Below are 18,050 nucleotides of genomic sequence, written 5' to 3' on the forward strand. Positions count from 1 at the left end.
CCCTCCCTGCTGTCGCAGAAAGGGAAAGGGTGGACGACTTTTACACCGCCCGCAGCAGCTCCATGCCGCCGCTTCCGTGGACTAGTTTCTCACCGCCGTTCTCACACAACCAGCTTCATTGCCAATTCCCCGCCTGATGTGCCCGTTATCGTCTTGTAAGGGCATGCCCCGTCATCGATGTGCACTCGCGCGCAGGCGCTCCCGCGCCTGCCGGGTGATTTTCCTGCAGTTTATGGCTCGGGGCAGGAGGGTGCAGCTTGCGCATTGGTGGCGGGTAGGGTGGTGGATGCCACCCAAATGGGTAGGCTCTCTTCCCCTTTCGTGGATTGAATGTCCACCTGCGGACCGGCCGATCCACCCTTTGGCCTGCTTGCTGGCGGATGCTGCCATGCACGAAGCTCTGCACGCTCAGGCAACACTTTCCATCACGCGTGTTGCGGCTCATCCAGGGGGGAGTGATGCAGCAAGCCGTTCGCACTGCGGCCAGCCTGAAGAGGGACGTTCGGCCCGCTCCGGTGGCAGCGCAGGTCAGGACCGGCCTTCCCAGGGCCATGCGCGTCGCCATCGTGCATGACTGGTGTCCGGATTTCCGCGGAGGAGAACGGGTGCTGGCGCGCCTCTGCAGGCTCTTTCCCGGCGCCGACGTCTACACGCTTTTCGATTTCCTGCCCCAGTCCATCAAGGACGAGCACTTCCCCGGTGTCCGGTTCACGACTTCGGTCGCCAACCGGCTGCCGGGGGTGCGCAGGTACTATCGCGCGCTGTTTCCGGCCTGTCCGTTTCTCATCGAGCAGTTCGACGTGACGCGCTACGATTTCGTCATCTCCTCGTCTGCCGCCTTCGCGCGCGGGGTGCTGACGCGGCCGGACCAGCCGCATCTGAGTTACGTCCACAGTCCGGTGCGCTACGCCTGGGACGAGCAGTTCTCCTACCTCGAGCAGGGCGGCGTCGGGTTCGGCCCGCGCGGCCTCCTGGTGCGCTGGATGCTCCACCGGCTGCGCATGTGGGACGCGCGCACGGCGCACGGTCCCGACCTCATGCTCGCCAACTCCAGCTATGTGCGCGCCCGGATCGGCAAGATCTACGGGCGTGACGCGGACATCGTGTTTCCGCCCGTCGCAGTTGGCGAAATGCCCTTTCGGGCTGCCAAGGACGGCTATTACGTCACCGCATCCTTTCTCGCGCCCTATAAACGGACCGATCTCGTCATCAAGGCCTTCCGCGCCATGCCGCACCTGCAGCTTGTCGTTGTAGGCGACGGACAGCAGTCCTCCCGGCTCAAGGAGCTCGCGGCGCCCAACATCACATTCACCGGCTATCTCGAGCGCGAGGACTATGTGAACACTATCGCCGGTGCGCGCGCCATGGTCTTCGCGGGCTGCGAGGATTTCGGCATCGCGCTCGCCGAGGCGCAGGCCTGCGGCACGCCGCTGATTGCCTTCGGCAGGGGCGGGGCGACCGACATCGTCCGTCCGCTGGGGCGCATCGGCGACCCGACGGGCATCCTGTTTTCCGAGCAGACGGAAGCGGCAATCATCGCCGCCGTGACGGCCTTCGAGAGAACGGGCGAGGCGATCCGGCCGGAAGCTTGCCGGAGGAACGCGGAACGCTTCTCGGAGGAACGTTTCGACGCGGGAATCCTCGAAGCGGTGCGAAGGGTTCAGGCGATCTGCACCGGTTCGCCGGCCGCCGAAGGCGCTGGCGCGGATGCGGTTGCCGCCATAAGTTCCAGATAGCGGCGGGCTGCACCCCGCCAGCTGAAAGAGCGCGCCCGTTCGATTCCAAGTTCTCTCAGAGACTGGCGCAGGTCCGGTTCGTCGCGCAGGCGGCGGAAGGCGGCGATCCATGCGTCCGCATCATCCGGGTCCGCATAGAGGGCGGCTGTACCGCACACTTCCGGCAAACTGGTGCTGTTGGAGGATACGACCGGACAGCCGAGCGCCATGGCCTCCAGTGGCGGCAGGCCGAAGCCCTCGACACGGGACGGAAACGCCAGACAGAGGGAATCGCGCAGGAGCGCCGCGAGCGCCTCGTCGCCGATGCGTCCGAGGGCGATCACGTTGTCGGGCAGACCCGCCGCAAGATCGCGGGCGAACACCTTCGGGTCGGCTCCGCCGGCGACGGCGATCCTGAAACCTTCCCGTGCCAGCCGGTCCGCCATGCCCAGGATGAGGCCGATGTTCTTGTGCGGGGCGGTGCTGCCGAGCAGCACGATTGTGCGCGGACCCGCTGCCGCCATCGTCTCCTCCGTGTGACGCGGCGTCCAGGCAAGCGCATGCTCGTGCCCATTCGGTATGACCGTAATGGTCCGCCCGGCGCCGATGCCGTGCTCCTGCATGAGTGCCGCGGAATGGTGGGACACGGTGACGATCTGTGCCGCGTGCCTTGCCAGAAGCGGGATCAGCAAACGGTAGACGAGCCGGAAGACGGCAGTGTAGCTCTCCGGCGCAAGCCGCGTGTTTAGATCATGGATGCAGACAATCTGTCGGGACCGCAGCACGGGACCCGTGTTGCAGAGGCTGAGCAGCCATCCGCGCGCCTGGAAGGGAAGCGTCAGCTGCTCCCACAGGTGCCCGGTGAACGGCCCCGCGCGGCGCACGCCAATGACCTTGAGTGGCGGCGGTGTCACTGCGTCGGGGGGCAACAGCAGTTCCACCTCGAAGCGGTCGCGCAGGTCCGCGTTCCCGGCCAGCAGCGCATCCATTTCCGTAAGGATCTGGCGCGCATGACGCTGTACGCCGGTGAGCGGCTGGCTCAGGAACCGCCCGTTAATCGTCCATTGAGATACCATTGGAAAGTCCCCCGCGCCCGAACTGCCTTGTCATGCTGAAATCTTGCGACTCCGGACGGAAAACCGTTTGCGCTTTCCTGGAGCCGCTGCAGCCCGCTGCCAGACTAGCGGATGGGAGAAGGGGGCGGGGATCGCATCAATGGGATAAATCGGGTGTGCTGCAGCCGCCTTGCGCGCGACTTCGGGGGTACCGGCTTCTCCATAAGGATGAGGCGCGAACCTTCTCCGATACCCCCAAGAGATTCCTAGGCACTCCAGGCCACCGCCAGTAGCATTTCCCCGCTATACCAGGAGACATTGCATCGGGCAGGCAAACCGGCGTGACGTCTCGTACCGTGATACGAAGCAAAGAGACGGTACGCCTGGTGCTGCAAAGGGGGGGGCATGACGAACGCGTATGTCGCCGATTTCTCATTGGCGCTCATCAACAGGACGGGTGCTTACTACATTTGCAGGGATCTCATCCGGGGTTTGCTGGATTTGTTCCCGCGCATCCGCTACTGGCGCTTCTTCCGCAAGCACGAACCCGTTGGGATCACCCGCAAGGTGCTTGGCTGGGCGATGCTCATGGAACTGCGCAGGCTAGCGCAGGAGGACAGGCTCACCCCTGAGGATGTGGCCCGGTGCTGTTCGCGCGCCACGGCCCTGCCCACGGTTTACCTGGATCCCCTTTATGTGCTGCGTAACGAACTTCGTCCGGACGATATTGTCCTGTGCCACGATGTGGGGCCGATCACGCATCCTCATCTCTACGACCATGACTCGGTCACGCTCTACAAGCTGGCCTATCGGAAGATCCAGGTCGAGCGGCCCGGCATGGTGTTCGTGTCGGAAACCTCCCGCCGGGAGTTCTCGCACCTTTATGGGAGCGACTATCCTTTCATGGATGTTATTCCCCTTTATGCGCGGAATACCACTGGCGCAGGCCCCGATCACCAGCCGGCCGGAATTGAGCCGCCGTTCCTGCTCACGGTTGCGGCCATCGAGAGGCGCAAGAATCTGGATCGTTGCGTTGCCGCGTTCATTCGCTCGGGCCTTTTCCGGGAGGGGTTTTCCTACGTGTTGTGCGGGCCGCGCGGCTATGCGGCCGAGGAGATCCTGAATCTCGCCGAAACGACGCCGGGAATACAGGTGCTCGGCTATGTGCCCGATGAGGAGCTCCGGTGGCTCTACCGGAACGCGTCCGGATTCGTTCTGCCAAGTCTTCTGGAAGGGGTCGGGCTGACCGCGCTCGAAGCTGGCGCCCATGGGTTGATACCCCTGGTCAGCGCCGACAGCGCCCAGACGGAAGCCGTGGGTGAGGGCGCGCTGGGCGTCGATCCCCTTTCCGTGTCCTCCATCGCCGAGGGCATGGTTAAGCTTGTGAGGATGGATAACGAGGAGCGCGAACACCGCCTCCAGCTCATCAGGCGGCGGGTCGGCATGCTCACGCTGAACCGTTTCCTGATGCGCTGGCGTTCGCTGCTGGCGGGGAAACAGGAGATTGCCGCATGAGGGCGACCGCATATCACAGAAGCGCCGGTCTCAACCTTCGGACAACGGATCATGAGCGGGTGGTCGCGCCGGTCGTCCGGGACGGAAGGGCTAGCCGTCACTGGACCATCAACGGCGATTTCCTGGCGTTGAAACCCAATGGCGTGGCGCGCCACGCCCGGGAAACCGTGCGTGCGCTGGATGCGCTCGTCCGTCAGCGTCATCCCCTTACCGAAGGACTGTCGCTCGAGATCGTCGCGCCGCGGCCGCCGGACCCCGATTTTGGGCTGGATGCGATCCCGATCCGGGTCGTTCAGGAATATGCGCGGCCGCGCCTGCCGCAGTTCTGGGTGCAGTGCCAGCTTCCGTTTCAAGTCAGGGGCGGGCTCCTGAGTTTCTGCAATCTCGCCCCGGTGTCCGTGGCAAGACAGATCGTGTGCATCCACGACCTGCACACGTTCATCGTGCCCGACAGCTACGGGCTGGGGTTTCGGTGGGCGCATCGCGTCGTGCTGCCCATCCTCGGTTGGCGTGCCCGCAGGATCGCGACCGTGTCCCTCCATTCGCGCGACACTATCGCCGCCTACGGAATTGCGCCGGCGGACAAGATCTCGGTGGTCTACAACGGCTGCGATCACGCTGAACGGTGGGCGGAGGCCGAACCGGCTTCGGCCACGCAGCAGGGCCGGCCATTCGTCCTCTGCCTGGGCCAGCCGCAGTCCTACAAGAACCTCGAGCTCGCCCTGACGCTTGCCGGAACCCTCGAAGAGCTGGGGCTCGACCTGGCGGTAGCCGGCAATGTCGGTGAAGACTACGTTGCAGGCGTGCTCGGCCATGTGCCGGCGAACGTGCGGCTGCTCGGCCGCGTCAGCGACGCTGAACTGGCCCGGGCGTTCCGTGAGGCGTTCTGCTTTCTGTTTCCCTCGGGTATCGAGGGATTTGGCCTTCCGGCCGTGGAGGCGATGCTGCACGGGTGCCCCGTCATCGCTTCCCAGGCGGCCGCCATTCCCGAGATTTGCGGCAACGGTGCGCTCTATGCTGATGCGGACGATCCGGACCAGTGGCGGCGCGCGCTCGCGCGCCTTGTGCGCTATCCGGCGCTGCGCGCCTCACTGGCCGAGAACGGCAGGAAACGTGCAGCCATCTACACCTGGCAGGGGGTCGCCAAGCGCTACCTCAACCTCATGGCCACGGTCGATGCCGAAGCAGCGCAGACGGAGATGAAACCCAACTGAGGTCTGACACAATGGCTAGCGTGGATGTCGTCATTCCCTGTTACCAGTACGGAAGGTTTCTGCCGGAAGCCGTGATCAGCGTGCTTTCGCAGGGTGTGCCGGATCTGCGCATCCTCATCATCGATAACGCATCCACGGACGGAAGCGCCGACGTCGCGCGAAAGCTCGCCGAACTGCAGCCGGAGATCCACGTCTCGCTTCACACGGTGAACCAGGGCTCCACCGCGAGCTATAACGAGGGGATCGACTGGGCCCGCGCCGATTATTTCCTTCTGCTTGACGCGGACGACATGCTGGCGCCCGGCGCGCTGCGACGGGCCCTCCGCATCATGGAGCAGAACCGGAAGGTGGCGTTCACCCATGGGATCGAGACGCATGCGGTGGACGGGGTGGTGACGCCGCCGCCAACCGCGGATGATGACGACACCGGCGACGGCTGGCAGGTCACTGACGGCTGGAAGTTCATCGAGCAGTTGTGCCGCACCCCCGTGAACATCGTGGGAGCCAACACGGTCATCCGCAGGACCAGCGTCCAGAAGGCCGCCGGCCATTACCGGGAGACCCTGCCTTATACGGACGATCTCGAGATGTGGCTCAGGCTTGCGACCTTCGGGGACGTTGCCGTCACGCCCCATGTGCAGGCGATCCGCCGCATCCATGCGCAACAGAGATCGGAGCGTTACCGCAACGCCCAGCTGCTCGACTTCCGTGAGCGGGAGAGGGCGTTCTTCAGCTTTTTCGAGCACGAGGGCGGGGTCCATCCCGGCCGGCGCGCGCTCGAGCAGCAGGTTCGCCGCGAGCTTGGCAAGCATGCCTACTGGTCGGCGCTGTCCCATTACTTCCGCGGCAAGAAGCAGGTCGCGGCCGAGCTCATGGCTTTCTCGCGCGAAAGGCGGGGCAGGGCGGGGCTTCTTCCTCCGCTCGACTGGCTGTTCAGGATGAACAATCCGATCGGTCGCGTGCGCGAGGTCCTGCAGGAAGCGATGCTCCAGCGCCAGCGGCCCTGACCGGCGCTCACCATCCGGCGAGCGGCCCGATTTTCGGCCGGAACCGCTGCAGGAGTGGTCATAACTTTCCGGGACTATGGTATCCGTCGCGGCGCGGCACGTGTCGCGCCTCCCTCCGCGGCCCGTCGTTTCCACGAAGCGGAGCCGTTCGTGTCCGCTGTCGTCATCCAAGGCTGATCTGTCTGCCGCGAACCGCCTGCAAGCGGTTCCAGAGGAAGCGGATTTCGTCGCCGAGGGGGTGGCCGGTCAGCCAGATTCCGAACAGCCAGCCGGCGAGCGCGCTGCCGGCACAGAGACCGAGGCGGAAGAAGTCCAGCCCCGGGCCGAATGGGAGCCACCGGCTGACGAGGAAGGCGGCGCCGGCGCTGCTCACGGCAACCACGAGGCTTTCCCGCAGGGGCCGGCCGAGCTCCGACCACTCCATCTGGATATGGCGGCGGATGAAATGAAAGGACACCAGCGCCTGGAACGGAATGATGAGGAACAGGCTCCAGGCCACGGCCTCCAGGCCGACGAGCGCCGCCGCGCACATGACCGCGATGGAAACCGGCACGATGATCGCGGTGCGCAGGAACAGGTCGCGCATCGCGCCCAGCGATACGAGGATCGGATAGTTGAGGTCGAAGCCGAAAGAGAAGGTCATGGCCAGTGCGATGATGCGCACCAGGGGCACCACCTCGTCCCACTGAACGCCGAGCACGAGGTGGACCGCCGGGCGGGCCATGATGGCGAGCAGGCAGAGTGCCGGCCACTGGATGGCGCTGATGATCGCGATGGCTTTCAGATAGGGTTTCTTCAGGTTTCCGCTGTTGCGCACTTCGGCCGCGAAGGCGGGCAGCACGACCGCGCCGGCCCCGCCGATGATGATCTTGTCCGGCAGTTGGCACAGCATGATGCTGCGACTGTAGATCGCCACATGATGCATGGACAGCAGGCGGCCGAGAACCAGATAGGGCATCTGTTCGTACAGCCGCTGCAGCAGCAGCGTGGCGCCGTTGTAGCCGCCGAACGTAAGGATGGTTCTCCAGCGGGCGAGCGACAGCCTGAAAATCCAGAACTCCGGCCGGGCGATGAGGCAGGAGGCGACGATCATCGTCGTTGCGGCCAGCCATCCCCAGGCCAGGCTCATGTAACCGAAGCCCATGACGGCCAGGACGATGACGAGAAGCGTCGACAGCCCGTTGCTCACGATGTTGATGAGCGCGATCCGGCCGAAGGCCATGTCGCGCCGCAGGAGCGCCAGGGTTGGAGCGGCGAACACCTCGAGCAGGAAGGCCACGGCGATGACGCGCAGATAGGGGACCAGGCGCGGATCCTCGTAGATCCCGGCGATGAGCGGGGCGAAGACCAGCAGCAGGCCGGCCATGACCAAGCTGAACAGGGCCATGATGGTGAAGGCGGATTGCACTGCCTCGCGCGACAGGTTGGGCGTCTGGATCAGGTAGTTGGTGCTGACGAATTCCCGGGCCGACAGCGCCATCGACATGATCGCCATGCCGACCACGGAGACACCGATTTCATCCGGGTCCATCAGGCGGGAGACGGCGGCGATGCAGATGAAATTGATTGCCAGCGAGAAATAGCGCTCTCCGGTACTGAACAGGAGAGCCATCCGAATCCGTTCCACGAGCTACCCCCAAAATGCGCGTGCGGCAAAGTTCCGGTATGCCAAACGCACCGCCTGCCCAGTCCTGTCTGTCCGACAATTTTCCGGAGATGTCAGTCCCGACAAATTGGGCATGGGGCCACCGAAAGGCGTAACCGCGAGGCGCTGAACGCGCGCGAAAGAACAACTTACAGGGGCGGCGGCCGGACAATACCCTTCAGGGACACAGGGCAAATCTTTGGGCAATAGGGGGCTGTCGTGGATACCCGTCTCACATGTGCGCTTGCACTGCTTGCAGGCATGACCAGCCACGCCTCGGCGGACTTCCTTTGGGGCGTCAATGGTCACCCGATGACCGCTTATCCCGGGATCAGCGTGGAGGAGCAGATCGGGTACGTTGCCAATCTCGGCATGAAGTCCTATCGCGTCAACATTCCCGACATCGGTCGTGCCGACGAACTGGACCGTCTCGTCCGGATCGGCAAGGGTTACGGGATCGAGATCCTGCCGGTGCTGACGCCTAGCGACCTTGACCTCGCCGAGAAGAGCCCGGAAGAGCTGTACAGGATCGGCTTCGACTTCGCGGCCGGGCTTGCGCGCCGCTTCGGCGGTGACATCAAGGTCTTCGAGCTTGGCAATGAACTCGAGAACTTTGCCATCATCCAGCCATGCGAAATGCGGGATGACGGTACCCAGTATCCGTGTGACTGGGGCCCCGCCGGAGGCGTCGGGCCGCTCGAATACTACGGTCCGCGCTGGGTGAAGGTGAGCGCGGCGCTCAAGGGCATGTCTGAAGGACTGCATTCGGTCGACCCCACGCTCAAGCGGGCCATCGGCACCGCCGGTTGGGGCCATGTGGGCGCATTCCATCGCATGCGGGACGACGGCATCGGCTGGGACATTTCCGTCTGGCACGTCTACGGGCAGGATCCCGAATGGGCGCTGGATATCCTGCAGGAATTCGGCAAGCCGATCTGGGTGACGGAGCTCAACAATCCGCTCGGCAGCCAGAATGGCGAGGAAGAGCAGGCCAGGAACCTCGCGAGGATGATGAACAAGATCCGCGAGCTCGGTAAGAAATACCGGGTCGAGGCAGCCCATATCTATGAGTTGTTCGACGAACCCTACTGGGGACCGCCCGAGGACGAGATGGGACTCGTCACGCTTGTGCAGGGGGACGACGGCAGCTGGCGGACCGGCCAGCCCAAGAGGGCCTACTTCGCCGCGCGCAACATCATTGGCGGGCCCGCCACCAGACCGGCGATCACGCGCCATTGCGAACTCAGCAGGGAGCGCGACGGTCCGTTGGTGGATCATCAGATCGAATATTCCTACTGCCTGGTGCTTGGCCGTTGGCCCGACAAGGAGGGCGCCACGACCTGGCGCGAACGGCTTGAGAGCGGCGAGATCAATGTCTACGACCTGGTCTCGGGTCTGGGCACGTCCGACGAGTTCAACGCCCGTTTCGCCACGAAGACCCTCACCAATGAGGCCTATGTCAGCCTGCTTTACCGGATCCTGCTGCTGCGCGAGCCGGACCGGGGCGGTCTTTCGGCCTATGTCCGTGAGCTCAATGCCGGCAACATCACCCGGGACATGGTTGTCATGGGCATGGTCACCTCCACCGAGTTCGCCGGCAAGCATCCGTCGATCTTTCCGGAGCGCGATGTTGCCGCACAGAAATAGCCCCGGCAACCGTATCGGGGCCGCAGGGCTTCGCTCCGCGAAGAAGGCCGCCACAGATGTCAGCCTGCCGTGTGCGGCCTTCTTCTCTCCGTCGCCAGCGGGTGCCAGGCGGCCGGGACCGCCGGGAAGGGACGCGACTTCTGAACCGGTGCACGTCCATTTGAAAGACAGCGACCGGCTCTTGCGCGTACACTGCGGGGAAATTTCAAAAATACTGAACAGTTTGGCCGAAGAATTTAATGTGACGGTTTGGGTTTGACCGACCAGCAGCAGACCGGCGTCCCTGACGTCGCGTGTCTGGTCGGGTGGCGGTGAGGCTTTGACAGCCGGGCCGCAACAGGGCCGGCGAGGGCGACTGGCTGCTCGTGCGGACAGCGGGGGAGAAGGCAATGAACTGGAGCGGGAGAAGTGATGGGGACGGCAAGCCGCGCGTCGTGCTGTTTGGCCTGTTCGGCATAGGCAATATCGGCAACGACGGCTCGTTGCAGGCCATGCTGGACATGCTCCGCCGGGAACGCCCGCAGGCGGAACTGGTCTGCGTCTGCGCCGGTCCTGACAGGGTGCGGAAAGCGTTCCGGGTGGAGGCAAGGCCGATGCGTATTTCCAACCGGGCACGGGGCCTTCTGCGGACGCTGGACCGCATATTCCTTGGGATCCCCGGGCTTGTCGCCGACGCAGCCCACGCTTTCCGCACGATGCGCGGCGCGGACATGATGATCGTTCCCGGCACAGGCATCCTCGACGACCTCGGCGAAGAGTCCTATCAAATGCCGCTCAGGCTCTTCATGTGGTGCCTCGCCGCGCGGCTTGCCGGCGTCCACATCGCCTTCGCCAGCGTCGGAGCGGGCCCCATCCGCAATAGGCTCAGCCGGTTTCTCATGCTGTCCGCCGCGAAGAGGGCACATTACCGGTCGTACCGGGACGGCTTCTCCAGGGAATATGTCTCCGTTCACGGGATCGACACGCGCAACGACCCGATCTGTCCGGACGTGGTATTCGGCCTAACCGTTCCCGAAGTGCCGAAACGGGAAGGGAGCCCTTTCACGCTCGGCCTTGGGGTGATGGACTGTCGCGGGTGGTATGGTCGCGGCCAGGAGGCCGACGCGATCTACCAGACTTACATCAGCAAGGTCGCCTTCTTCTCCGCCTGGCTGGTGCGGAACGGCTTCCACATCCGCATCCTTATCGGACAGGAAAGCGACAGGCGAGCCGCGGTTGACATGCTTCGCATGATGCGGGCCTACACGGGCAGGAATGCGGCTGAATGCATCCAGGTGGGGCCATGCGGCTCCCTTCATGACCTGATGCGCGAGATCTCCAGGACCGATATCGTGGTGGCGACGCGCTACCATAGCATCGTTTGCGCCCTGAAGATGGGCCGGCCCTCGATCTCGATCGAATATGCGCCGAAGAACACCGAGGTGATGCTCGGGACCGGGCTCGGCGACTACTGCGAGACCGTGGAAATGTTCGCGACCGATGCCCTGATCGAGAAATTCCAGCGCTTGCGGCGCGATTATCACTACTTTCAGGCACGGATACGGACGAGCGTCGCCTTGTTTCAGGAGGCGCTGGCGGAACAGGACGCAAGGCTTCTCTCCATCCTCTCCGAAAGGGTGGCGCGCAGACGGTCGCATCCTCCAATCGGCGTATCCGCTGAAAGCATGGGGGACCCCACGCATTGATCCTCCGATTTGCCATATGAGCGGCGCGGAAAGGACGTCCTATCCTGCGCGGGAGGGCAGGAGGGCAAGACGATGTTCAGCTTCCGTATCGGGACGTCCGCGTGGGATCTTGACCAGGCGCGCTTCGTTCCGCTGTTGCGGCTCATCCGGAAGATGCGCGCCGAGGTGGAGCGCGAGGCAAGCACGCAGCGCCTGCGCTGCGAGAAGGCGCGCTGCTCCGCAGCCTTTGCGCTCGAGGCGCTGGACAGCGATCCCGACAACAGCGCGCTCGAACATCGCGTTCATGTCCTGACCGAAACGCTCATGGACAGCGAGCAGCGGCTCGGGCAGCTTGAACGCGAGGCTGCCTTCCTGAGCGGGCTCGAGCGCGAGCTGCTCGACTTTACCGAGAAGGTTTTCACACCTCATCCGGCCCTGAGCAGCCGGATGGCCTCGTCCTTGCCGAACAGGTAGAGCAGGACCCGCAGCGCCCGCCCCCGTTCGGTTTGCAGGTCGGGGTCGCGGTGCAGCACGAGCCGCGCGTCGTTGCGGGCGGTCTCCAGCAGATCGTAGTGTACCTCGAGCCGCGCCACCATGAAGCCGGGCGTGCCCGACTGGCGGGTGCCGAGCAGGTCGCCTTCGCCGCGCAGCTTGAGATCTTCCTCCGCGATCAGGAAGCCGTCTTCCGTTTCCCGCATGATGGCGAGGCGCCGCTGGGCCGTCTCCCCGAGCGGCGGCTTGTAGAGCAGGACGCAGGAGGACGGCTGGTCGCCGCGACCGACGCGCCCGCGCAGCTGGTGAAGCTGCGCGAGGCCGAAGCGCTCGGCATGCTCGATCACGATAATCGAGGCATCAGGCACGTCGACGCCCACCTCCACGACCGTCGTGCCGACGAGGATCCGCGTCTCGCCGGCCCGGAAGGCCTGCATCGCCGCATCCTTGTCCTTCGCTGCCATGCGGCCGTGGACCAGCCCCACCTGCGACCCGAAGACCTTCGCCAGCGACTGGTGCCGGTCTTCCGCCGAGGTCAGTTCCAGCTCCTCCGACTCCTCCACCAGGGGGCAGATCCAGTAGGCCTTCTGACCCTCTGCAACCGCCTTGCGAAGCCGTTCGACCAGTTCGCCCAAGCGGTCCACCGGCATGGTGACGGTGCGGATGGGCTTGCGCCCGGCGGGTTTTCCGGTGAGCCGGGACACGTCCATGTCGCCGAAGGCGGAGAGCACCAGTGTGCGCGGAATGGGCGTCGCCGTCATCACCAGCATGTCGGGGGCGTCGCCCTTGGCGTTGATGGCGAGTCGCTGGTGAACGCCGAACCGGTGTTGCTCGTCCACGATTGTCAGCACCAGGTCGCGGAAGGTGACGGCCTCCTGGAACAGCGCATGGGTGCCGACTACGAACGAGATCTCGCCCGAGGCGAGCCCGTCGAGCACGGCCTGCCGCTCCGTGCCCTTCTCGCGGCCGGTGAGGATTGCCGTCTTCAGTCCTGCCTTTTCGGCCAGCGGGGCGATTGATGCGTAATGCTGGCGGGCGAGCAGCTCGGTCGGTGCCATGAGGGCTGCCTGACCGCCGGCCTCCGCCGCACGCGCCATGGCGAGCAGTGCCACCACCGTCTTGCCCGCGCCCACGTCGCCCTGCAGCAGGCGCAGCATGCGTTCGGGCTTTGCCAGGTCGTCGTGTATCTCCTTCACCGCCCGTCGCTGCGAAGGCGTGAGCTCGTAGGGCAAGGCGTCGAGGATCTTCTGCGTGATGCTGCCGTCGCCGGTGAGCGGCCGGCCTGAAAGCCGCCGCGCCTTGGCCCGCACCAGCGCGAGCGCCAGCTGGCTCGCCAGCAGCTCGTCATAGGCGAGCCTGCGCCAGGCGGGCCCCTCCGGCGAAATGTCCTCCGGCCCCTCGGGGTTGTGCAGGATCTCGAAGGCTTTCCGGAACGACGGGAAGGAGAGTTTCGCCATTACTGACGGATCCTGCCATTCCGGCAGATCCGGGATGCGCGCGACTGCCTGCTGGATCGTCCGGCGCAGGAGCTTGGGCGAGAGCCCCGCTGTCAGGGGATAGACGGGCTCGATCGGTGGCAGCTCGTCCGCGTGGGACGAGGGTACGATGTAGTCCGGATGGACCATCGACGGCCGCCCGTTGAACCATTCCATGCGGCCTGAAATCAGCACCTCTTCGCCCACCGGAAGCTGGCGCTCCAGCCAAGCCGACTGCGCGTGGAAGAAGGCTAGCGCGATCTCTCCCGTCTCGTCGAAGGCATAGACACGGTAAGGCACCCGCTTGTTGCCGCGCGGAGCCGGTTCGTGTCGCGAAACCGTCACTTTCAGCGTGACGATCCCGCCATGCGGCGCAAGTGCGATTCCCGGGCGATTCCGCCGGTCGATCAGTGAATGGGGCAGGGTGAAAATGAGGTCGCTGATGCGCACGGCCCGGCCGTTCAGGTCGGCGGGCACGACATTGGCGAACAGCTGGGCGATCTTGCTGCCAACGCCGTCAAGGCTGGTCGCGGGTGCGAAAAGCGGATCAAGGATGGTCGGGCGCATGCTTCAATTTAGCCATCGCGACACGTTCGGGAAATGCCCGGGTGAGGCTGACAGGCGATAATTCACGCGCTATATGCGCGCTATCCACCAGGGAAAGGGGTAGCCATGACAGGAACAACGCGCTCCAGCGCAGAACTCGACCAGCGCAGACGCCGTATACTCATCCGCTCATGGCGGCGCGGCATCCGGGAGATGGACCTGGTGTTCGGCGGCTTCGCCGACGAATACATCGCCAGCATGACGGAAACCGAGCTCGACGCCTTTGAAAAGCTGATGGAGATCAACGATATCACGCTCCTGAACTGGATCACGGGCGCGGAGGCCGTTCCGGCGGAGTTCGACACGCCGCTGTTTGCCCGCATTCGTGAATTCGGCAGCGTGACTGCGCCTCAATTGCCAGCGAAACAGCAGACCGCATGAACGGAACCATCAGGCTCCTCGGCCAGAAAGTTGATCTTTCCAGACCTGTGCTGGTCGACGGCGTAACCGACGGTTACGAAGCCTTCGCCGTCGCGCGTCTGGCGGCGGAGCTTGCCCCGGACGGCCCTCTCGTTTTCGTACTGCGTGACGGGCAGCGGCTGCCGCTAATCGCCGATACGCTACGCTTCATCGATCCGGCGCTGCCGGTGCTGGAAGTCCCGGCATGGGACTGCCTTCCCTATGACCGCGTCTCGCCCAGCACCGAGGCCGCGGCGCGGCGCATCGACGCTCTTGCCGCCATGGCTGCGCTGCGCAAGAGCCCGCACCGCGCGGTGATCCTCGTCTCCGCCAACGCGCTTCTGCAGCGCATGCCGCCCGCCGAGCAGATTGCCAACCAGGGCTTCCACGCCAGGCCGGGCAATCAGGTGGACATGGAGGCGCTGATCCAGCAGCTCGAAATGGCCGGCTTTGAGCGCGTCCCCACCGTGCGCGATGTCGGCCAGTATGCCGTGCGTGGCGGCATTCTCGACCTCTTCGCCCCGGGGTGGGAGGAGGCCATGCGCCTCGACTTCTTCGGCGACACGCTGGAATCGATCCGTGCCTTCGACGTCGATACGCAGCTCACCACCTCCCAGCTCAAGGAAATCCGCCTGCAGGCGATGAGCGAGGTGATGCTGACGCCCGAGTCGATCAGCCGCTTCCGCCGCAAGTACATCGAAGCCTTCGGCGCGCCCTCGCGCGACGACGCGCTCTATGCGGCCATCACCGAGGGACGCCGCTTCGCCGGCATGGAACACTGGTTGCCGATGTTCCACGAGCGGCTGGAAACGCTGTTCGACTATCTGCCCGATGCGCCCATCGTGTTCGACCACCTGGCGCAGGAGGCGATCAATGAGCGTCACGAGCTCATTCTCGACCATTACGAGGCGCGCAAACGCCAATCCGATTCCACGGGCGGCGACGCGGTACCCTACAAGCCGGTCGAACCGTCCGGCCTCTATCTTGCGCCGGACGAGGTCGCCAAGCGACTGGACGGCCATGTGTTCCTGCGCCTGACGCCCTTTGCGGCACCGGATGGAGCAGGGGCATCCGTCCTCCATGCGGGCGCCACGCCGAGCCGCAATTTCGCCGAGGAACGCGCAAACCCGGATATTAATGTGTTTGAGGTGGCCGTGCGCCACATCGGAGAACTGCGCGCGCAGGGCCGCAAGGTGCTGATTGCCGGCTGGAGCGAGGGCTCGACCGACCGTCTCGTGCAGGTTCTGACCGAACACAAGCTCGGCAATCTTGTCCGCGTGGAGACGCTCAAGGCGCTGCAGGAACTCCCCAAGGGCCAGGCGGGTGTCGGCATCCTGCCGCTCGAGGCGGGTTTCGACGCTGGCGACCTGTCTGTCATCGCCGAGCAGGACATTCTCGGCGACCGCCTTGTCCGCCGCTCGAAAAAAAAGCGAAAAGCTTCTGATTTCATTGCAGAAGTGAGCGCGCTTTCGGCAGGCGACATTGTCGTCCATGCCGATCACGGCATCGGCCGTTTCGTGGGCCTCAGGACGATCACCGCCGCCGGTGCGCCGCACGAATGCCTCGAGATCCATTATGCGGGCGACGACCGGCTGTTCCTGCCGGTCGAGAACATCGATCTTCTTTCCCGCTACGGCTCCGACAGCACCGACGTCACGCTCGACAAGCTGGGCGGCGGGGCCTGGCAGAGCCGCAAGGCCAAGCTCAAGAAGCGCCTGCTTGAGATGGCTGGCCAGCTCATCCGCACGGCTGCCGAGCGTGCCATGCGGCCCGCGCCGAAGATGGTGCCGGCACCCGGTCTCTATGGCGAATTCGCTGCCCGCTTCCCCTATGAGGAAACCGATGACCAGCAAAACGCCATCGACGCGGTGCTGGAAGATCTCGGCGCCGGGCGCCCCATGGACCGGCTGATTTGCGGCGACGTCGGCTTCGGCAAGACGGAAGTGGCGCTTCGCGCGGCCTTCGTTGCCGCCATGGAGGGCTATCAGGTCGCCGTCGTGGTGCCGACGACGCTGCTTGCCCGCCAGCATTTCCGGACCTTCAGCACGCGCTTCGCTGGCCTGCCGGTCACTGTCCGCCATGCCTCGCGCCTCGTCTCCGCTAAGGAACTTGCCGAGACCAAGAAGGGGCTTGCCGATGGCACCGTCGACATCGTGGTCGGCACCCACGCTTTGCTGGGCTCGTCCATCAAGTTCAAGAACCTGGGCCTGCTCATCATCGACGAGGAGCAGCACTTCGGCGTCAAGCACAAGGAGCGGCTGAAGGAGCTCAAGACGGACGTGCATGTGCTGACCTTGTCGGCCACGCCCATTCCGCGCACGCTGCAGCTCGCGCTTACCGGCGTGCGCGAACTCTCGCTCATCGCCACGCCTCCGGTCGACCGCATGGCCGTGCGCACCTTCGTGTCGCCTTTCGACCCGCTGGTGATCCGCGAGATGCTGCTGCGCGAGCGCTACCGCGGCGGCCTGAGCTTCTACGTGGTGCCACGCATTTCTGACCTGGCGGAGGTGCGCGAGTTCCTGGCCGAGCACGTGCCGGAACTGAAGGTGGCCGTCGCCCATGGGCAGCTTGCCGGTGGCGAGCTCGACGACATCATGAACGCCTTCTATGACGGCCAGTACGACGTGCTGCTGTCGACGACGATCATTGAATCGGGCCTCGACATTCCGACTGCCAACACCGTGATCGTCCACCGCGCCGACATGTTCGGCCTGTCGCAGCTCTATCAGATCCGCGGCCGCGTCGGCCGCTCGAAGGTGCGCGCCTATGCGCTCTTCACGCTGCCGGCCAACCGCAAGCTGACGCCGATGGCCGAGCGCAGACTGAAGGTGCTGCAGTCGCTCGAGGCGCTTGGCGCGGGCTTCCAGCTTGCGAGCCACGACCTCGACATTCGCGGCGCGGGCAACCTGCTTGGCGACGAACAGTCCGGACACATCAAGGAAGTCGGCTTCGAGCTCTACCAGCAGATGCTGGAAGAGGCGGTGGCCGAGCTGCGCGGAACGGGCGAGGCGATCGACACCGGCTGGTCGCCGCAGATCACCGTCGGCACGGCCGTGATGATCCCCGAGCACTATGTGCCCGATCTGCATCTTCGCCTCGCGCTCTACCGTCGCCTGGGCGAACTGGAGACGGCCGAGGAGATCGACGCCTTCGGCGCCGAGCTCATTGACCGCTTCGGGCCACTGCCGACCGAGGTCGAGCACCTGCTCAAGATCGTCTTCATCAAGGCGCTCTGCCGCAAGGCCAATGTCGAGAAGCTGGATGCGGGTCCGAAGGGCGTGGTCATCCAGTTCCGCAACAAGACCTTCCCCGAGCCTGCGGCTCTGGTCGGTTTCATCGGCCAGCAGGGAACGCTCGCCAAGATCCGCCCCGACCAGAGCGTGGTCTTCATCCGCGACTGGGCGACGCCCGAAAAGCGCCTCAACGGTGCGGCCACCATCATGATGCAACTGGTGCGTCTCGTGGAGAAGAAGGCGGCGTAGGGCGTCAGACGCATCTTCCGGGTTTGGATCGATCGGCCCTATGGTGAGCCTGTCGAACCGTGAGGCCGGTCCGTCATGCCTCGGCTGGCGGCTCGCCTGTCAGCGATGCCAGTCTTCTTCCCCCGTGCTTTGAC

The 18,050-nt window shown here is 64.8% G+C and carries 12 protein-coding genes; 9 read left to right on the forward strand and 3 right to left on the reverse strand.

Translation table 11 applies throughout. The annotated features are described in order from the left end of the window. Positions 1–458 precede the first annotated feature (458 nt). Positions 459–1,736: a glycosyltransferase gene (locus tag ABD906_RS14320; protein WP_345100168.1), complete on the forward strand. Its 1,278-nt coding sequence runs from the start codon at positions 459–461 to the stop codon at positions 1,734–1,736. Here ABD906_RS14320 and ABD906_RS14325 read toward each other — a convergent pair. Then, positions 1,661–2,791 carry a glycosyltransferase family 4 protein gene (locus ABD906_RS14325; RefSeq protein ID WP_345100170.1) on the reverse strand — a complete coding sequence of 377 codons (1,131 nt, stop codon included), beginning with the start codon at positions 2,789–2,791 and terminating at the stop codon, positions 1,661–1,663. The two genes, ABD906_RS14320 and ABD906_RS14325, sit on opposite strands and share 76 nt — an antisense overlap. 384 nt (positions 2,792–3,175) lie before the next feature. On the opposite strand from ABD906_RS14325, the gene ABD906_RS14330 reads away from it, so the two are divergent. From ABD906_RS14330 to ABD906_RS14340, 3 genes are read left to right on the forward strand one after another with little or no spacing between them, the layout of a single operon-like run. Continuing rightward, on the forward strand, positions 3,176–4,285 hold the full coding sequence (locus ABD906_RS14330) for a glycosyltransferase (protein WP_345100171.1): 1,110 nt from the start codon (positions 3,176–3,178) through the stop codon (positions 4,283–4,285). Further along, entirely contained in the window at positions 4,282–5,499 is a 1,218-nt protein-coding gene (locus tag ABD906_RS14335) for a glycosyltransferase family 4 protein (RefSeq protein WP_345100173.1), read from the forward strand. Before ABD906_RS14330 ends, ABD906_RS14335 begins: the two co-directional genes overlap by 4 nt. Positions 5,500–5,510: 11 nt before the next feature. Further along, the gene (locus ABD906_RS14340; RefSeq protein ID WP_345100175.1) at positions 5,511–6,506 is read left to right on the forward strand and encodes a glycosyltransferase family 2 protein; all 996 of its coding nucleotides are present in this window, start codon (positions 5,511–5,513) and stop codon (positions 6,504–6,506) included. A 163-nt stretch (positions 6,507–6,669) separates the two neighbouring features. Here the strand turns inward: ABD906_RS14340 and ABD906_RS14345 are convergent, their stop codons facing one another. Further along, complete coding sequence (locus ABD906_RS14345) at positions 6,670–8,118, reverse strand: oligosaccharide flippase family protein (protein ID WP_345100177.1); 1,449 nt, start codon at positions 8,116–8,118, stop codon at positions 6,670–6,672. 252 nt (positions 8,119–8,370) lie between these two features. Between ABD906_RS14345 and ABD906_RS14350 the strand changes: the two genes are divergently transcribed. The 3 genes from ABD906_RS14350 to ABD906_RS14360 all read left to right on the forward strand — a co-directional run bounded on the left by ABD906_RS14350 (position 8,371) and on the right by ABD906_RS14360 (position 11,936). Next, positions 8,371–9,798, forward strand: coding sequence for a DUF4214 domain-containing protein (locus ABD906_RS14350; RefSeq protein WP_345100179.1), 1,428 nt, complete (start codon positions 8,371–8,373; stop codon positions 9,796–9,798). 389 nt (positions 9,799–10,187) lie between these two features. Continuing rightward, the gene (locus ABD906_RS14355) at positions 10,188–11,483 is read left to right on the forward strand and encodes a polysaccharide pyruvyl transferase family protein (protein ID WP_345100181.1); all 1,296 of its coding nucleotides are present in this window, start codon (positions 10,188–10,190) and stop codon (positions 11,481–11,483) included. A 72-nt stretch (positions 11,484–11,555) separates the two neighbouring features. Then, the gene (locus tag ABD906_RS14360; RefSeq protein WP_345100183.1) at positions 11,556–11,936 is read left to right on the forward strand and encodes a hypothetical protein; all 381 of its coding nucleotides are present in this window, start codon (positions 11,556–11,558) and stop codon (positions 11,934–11,936) included. Here ABD906_RS14360 and recG read toward each other — a convergent pair. Continuing rightward, a complete protein-coding gene (gene recG / locus ABD906_RS14365) occupies positions 11,888–13,996 on the reverse strand; it encodes an ATP-dependent DNA helicase RecG (protein ID WP_345100185.1) in 2,109 nt (702 codons plus the stop codon). The genes ABD906_RS14360 and recG overlap by 49 nt on opposite strands. 192 nt (positions 13,997–14,188) lie before the next feature. On the opposite strand from recG, the gene ABD906_RS14370 reads away from it, so the two are divergent. Next, entirely contained in the window at positions 14,189–14,416 is a 228-nt protein-coding gene (locus tag ABD906_RS14370; RefSeq protein ID WP_345100187.1) for an FAD assembly factor SdhE, read from the forward strand. Then, positions 14,413–17,916 carry a transcription-repair coupling factor gene (gene mfd / locus ABD906_RS14375; RefSeq protein ID WP_345100189.1) on the forward strand — a complete coding sequence of 1,168 codons (3,504 nt, stop codon included), beginning with the start codon at positions 14,413–14,415 and terminating at the stop codon, positions 17,914–17,916. The genes ABD906_RS14370 and mfd overlap by 4 nt, the downstream gene beginning before the upstream one ends. Positions 17,917–18,050 lie beyond the last annotated feature (134 nt).

Source organism: Chelativorans composti, from assembly GCF_039541695.1.
GTDB lineage: Bacteria > Pseudomonadota > Alphaproteobacteria > Rhizobiales > Rhizobiaceae > Chelativorans > Chelativorans composti.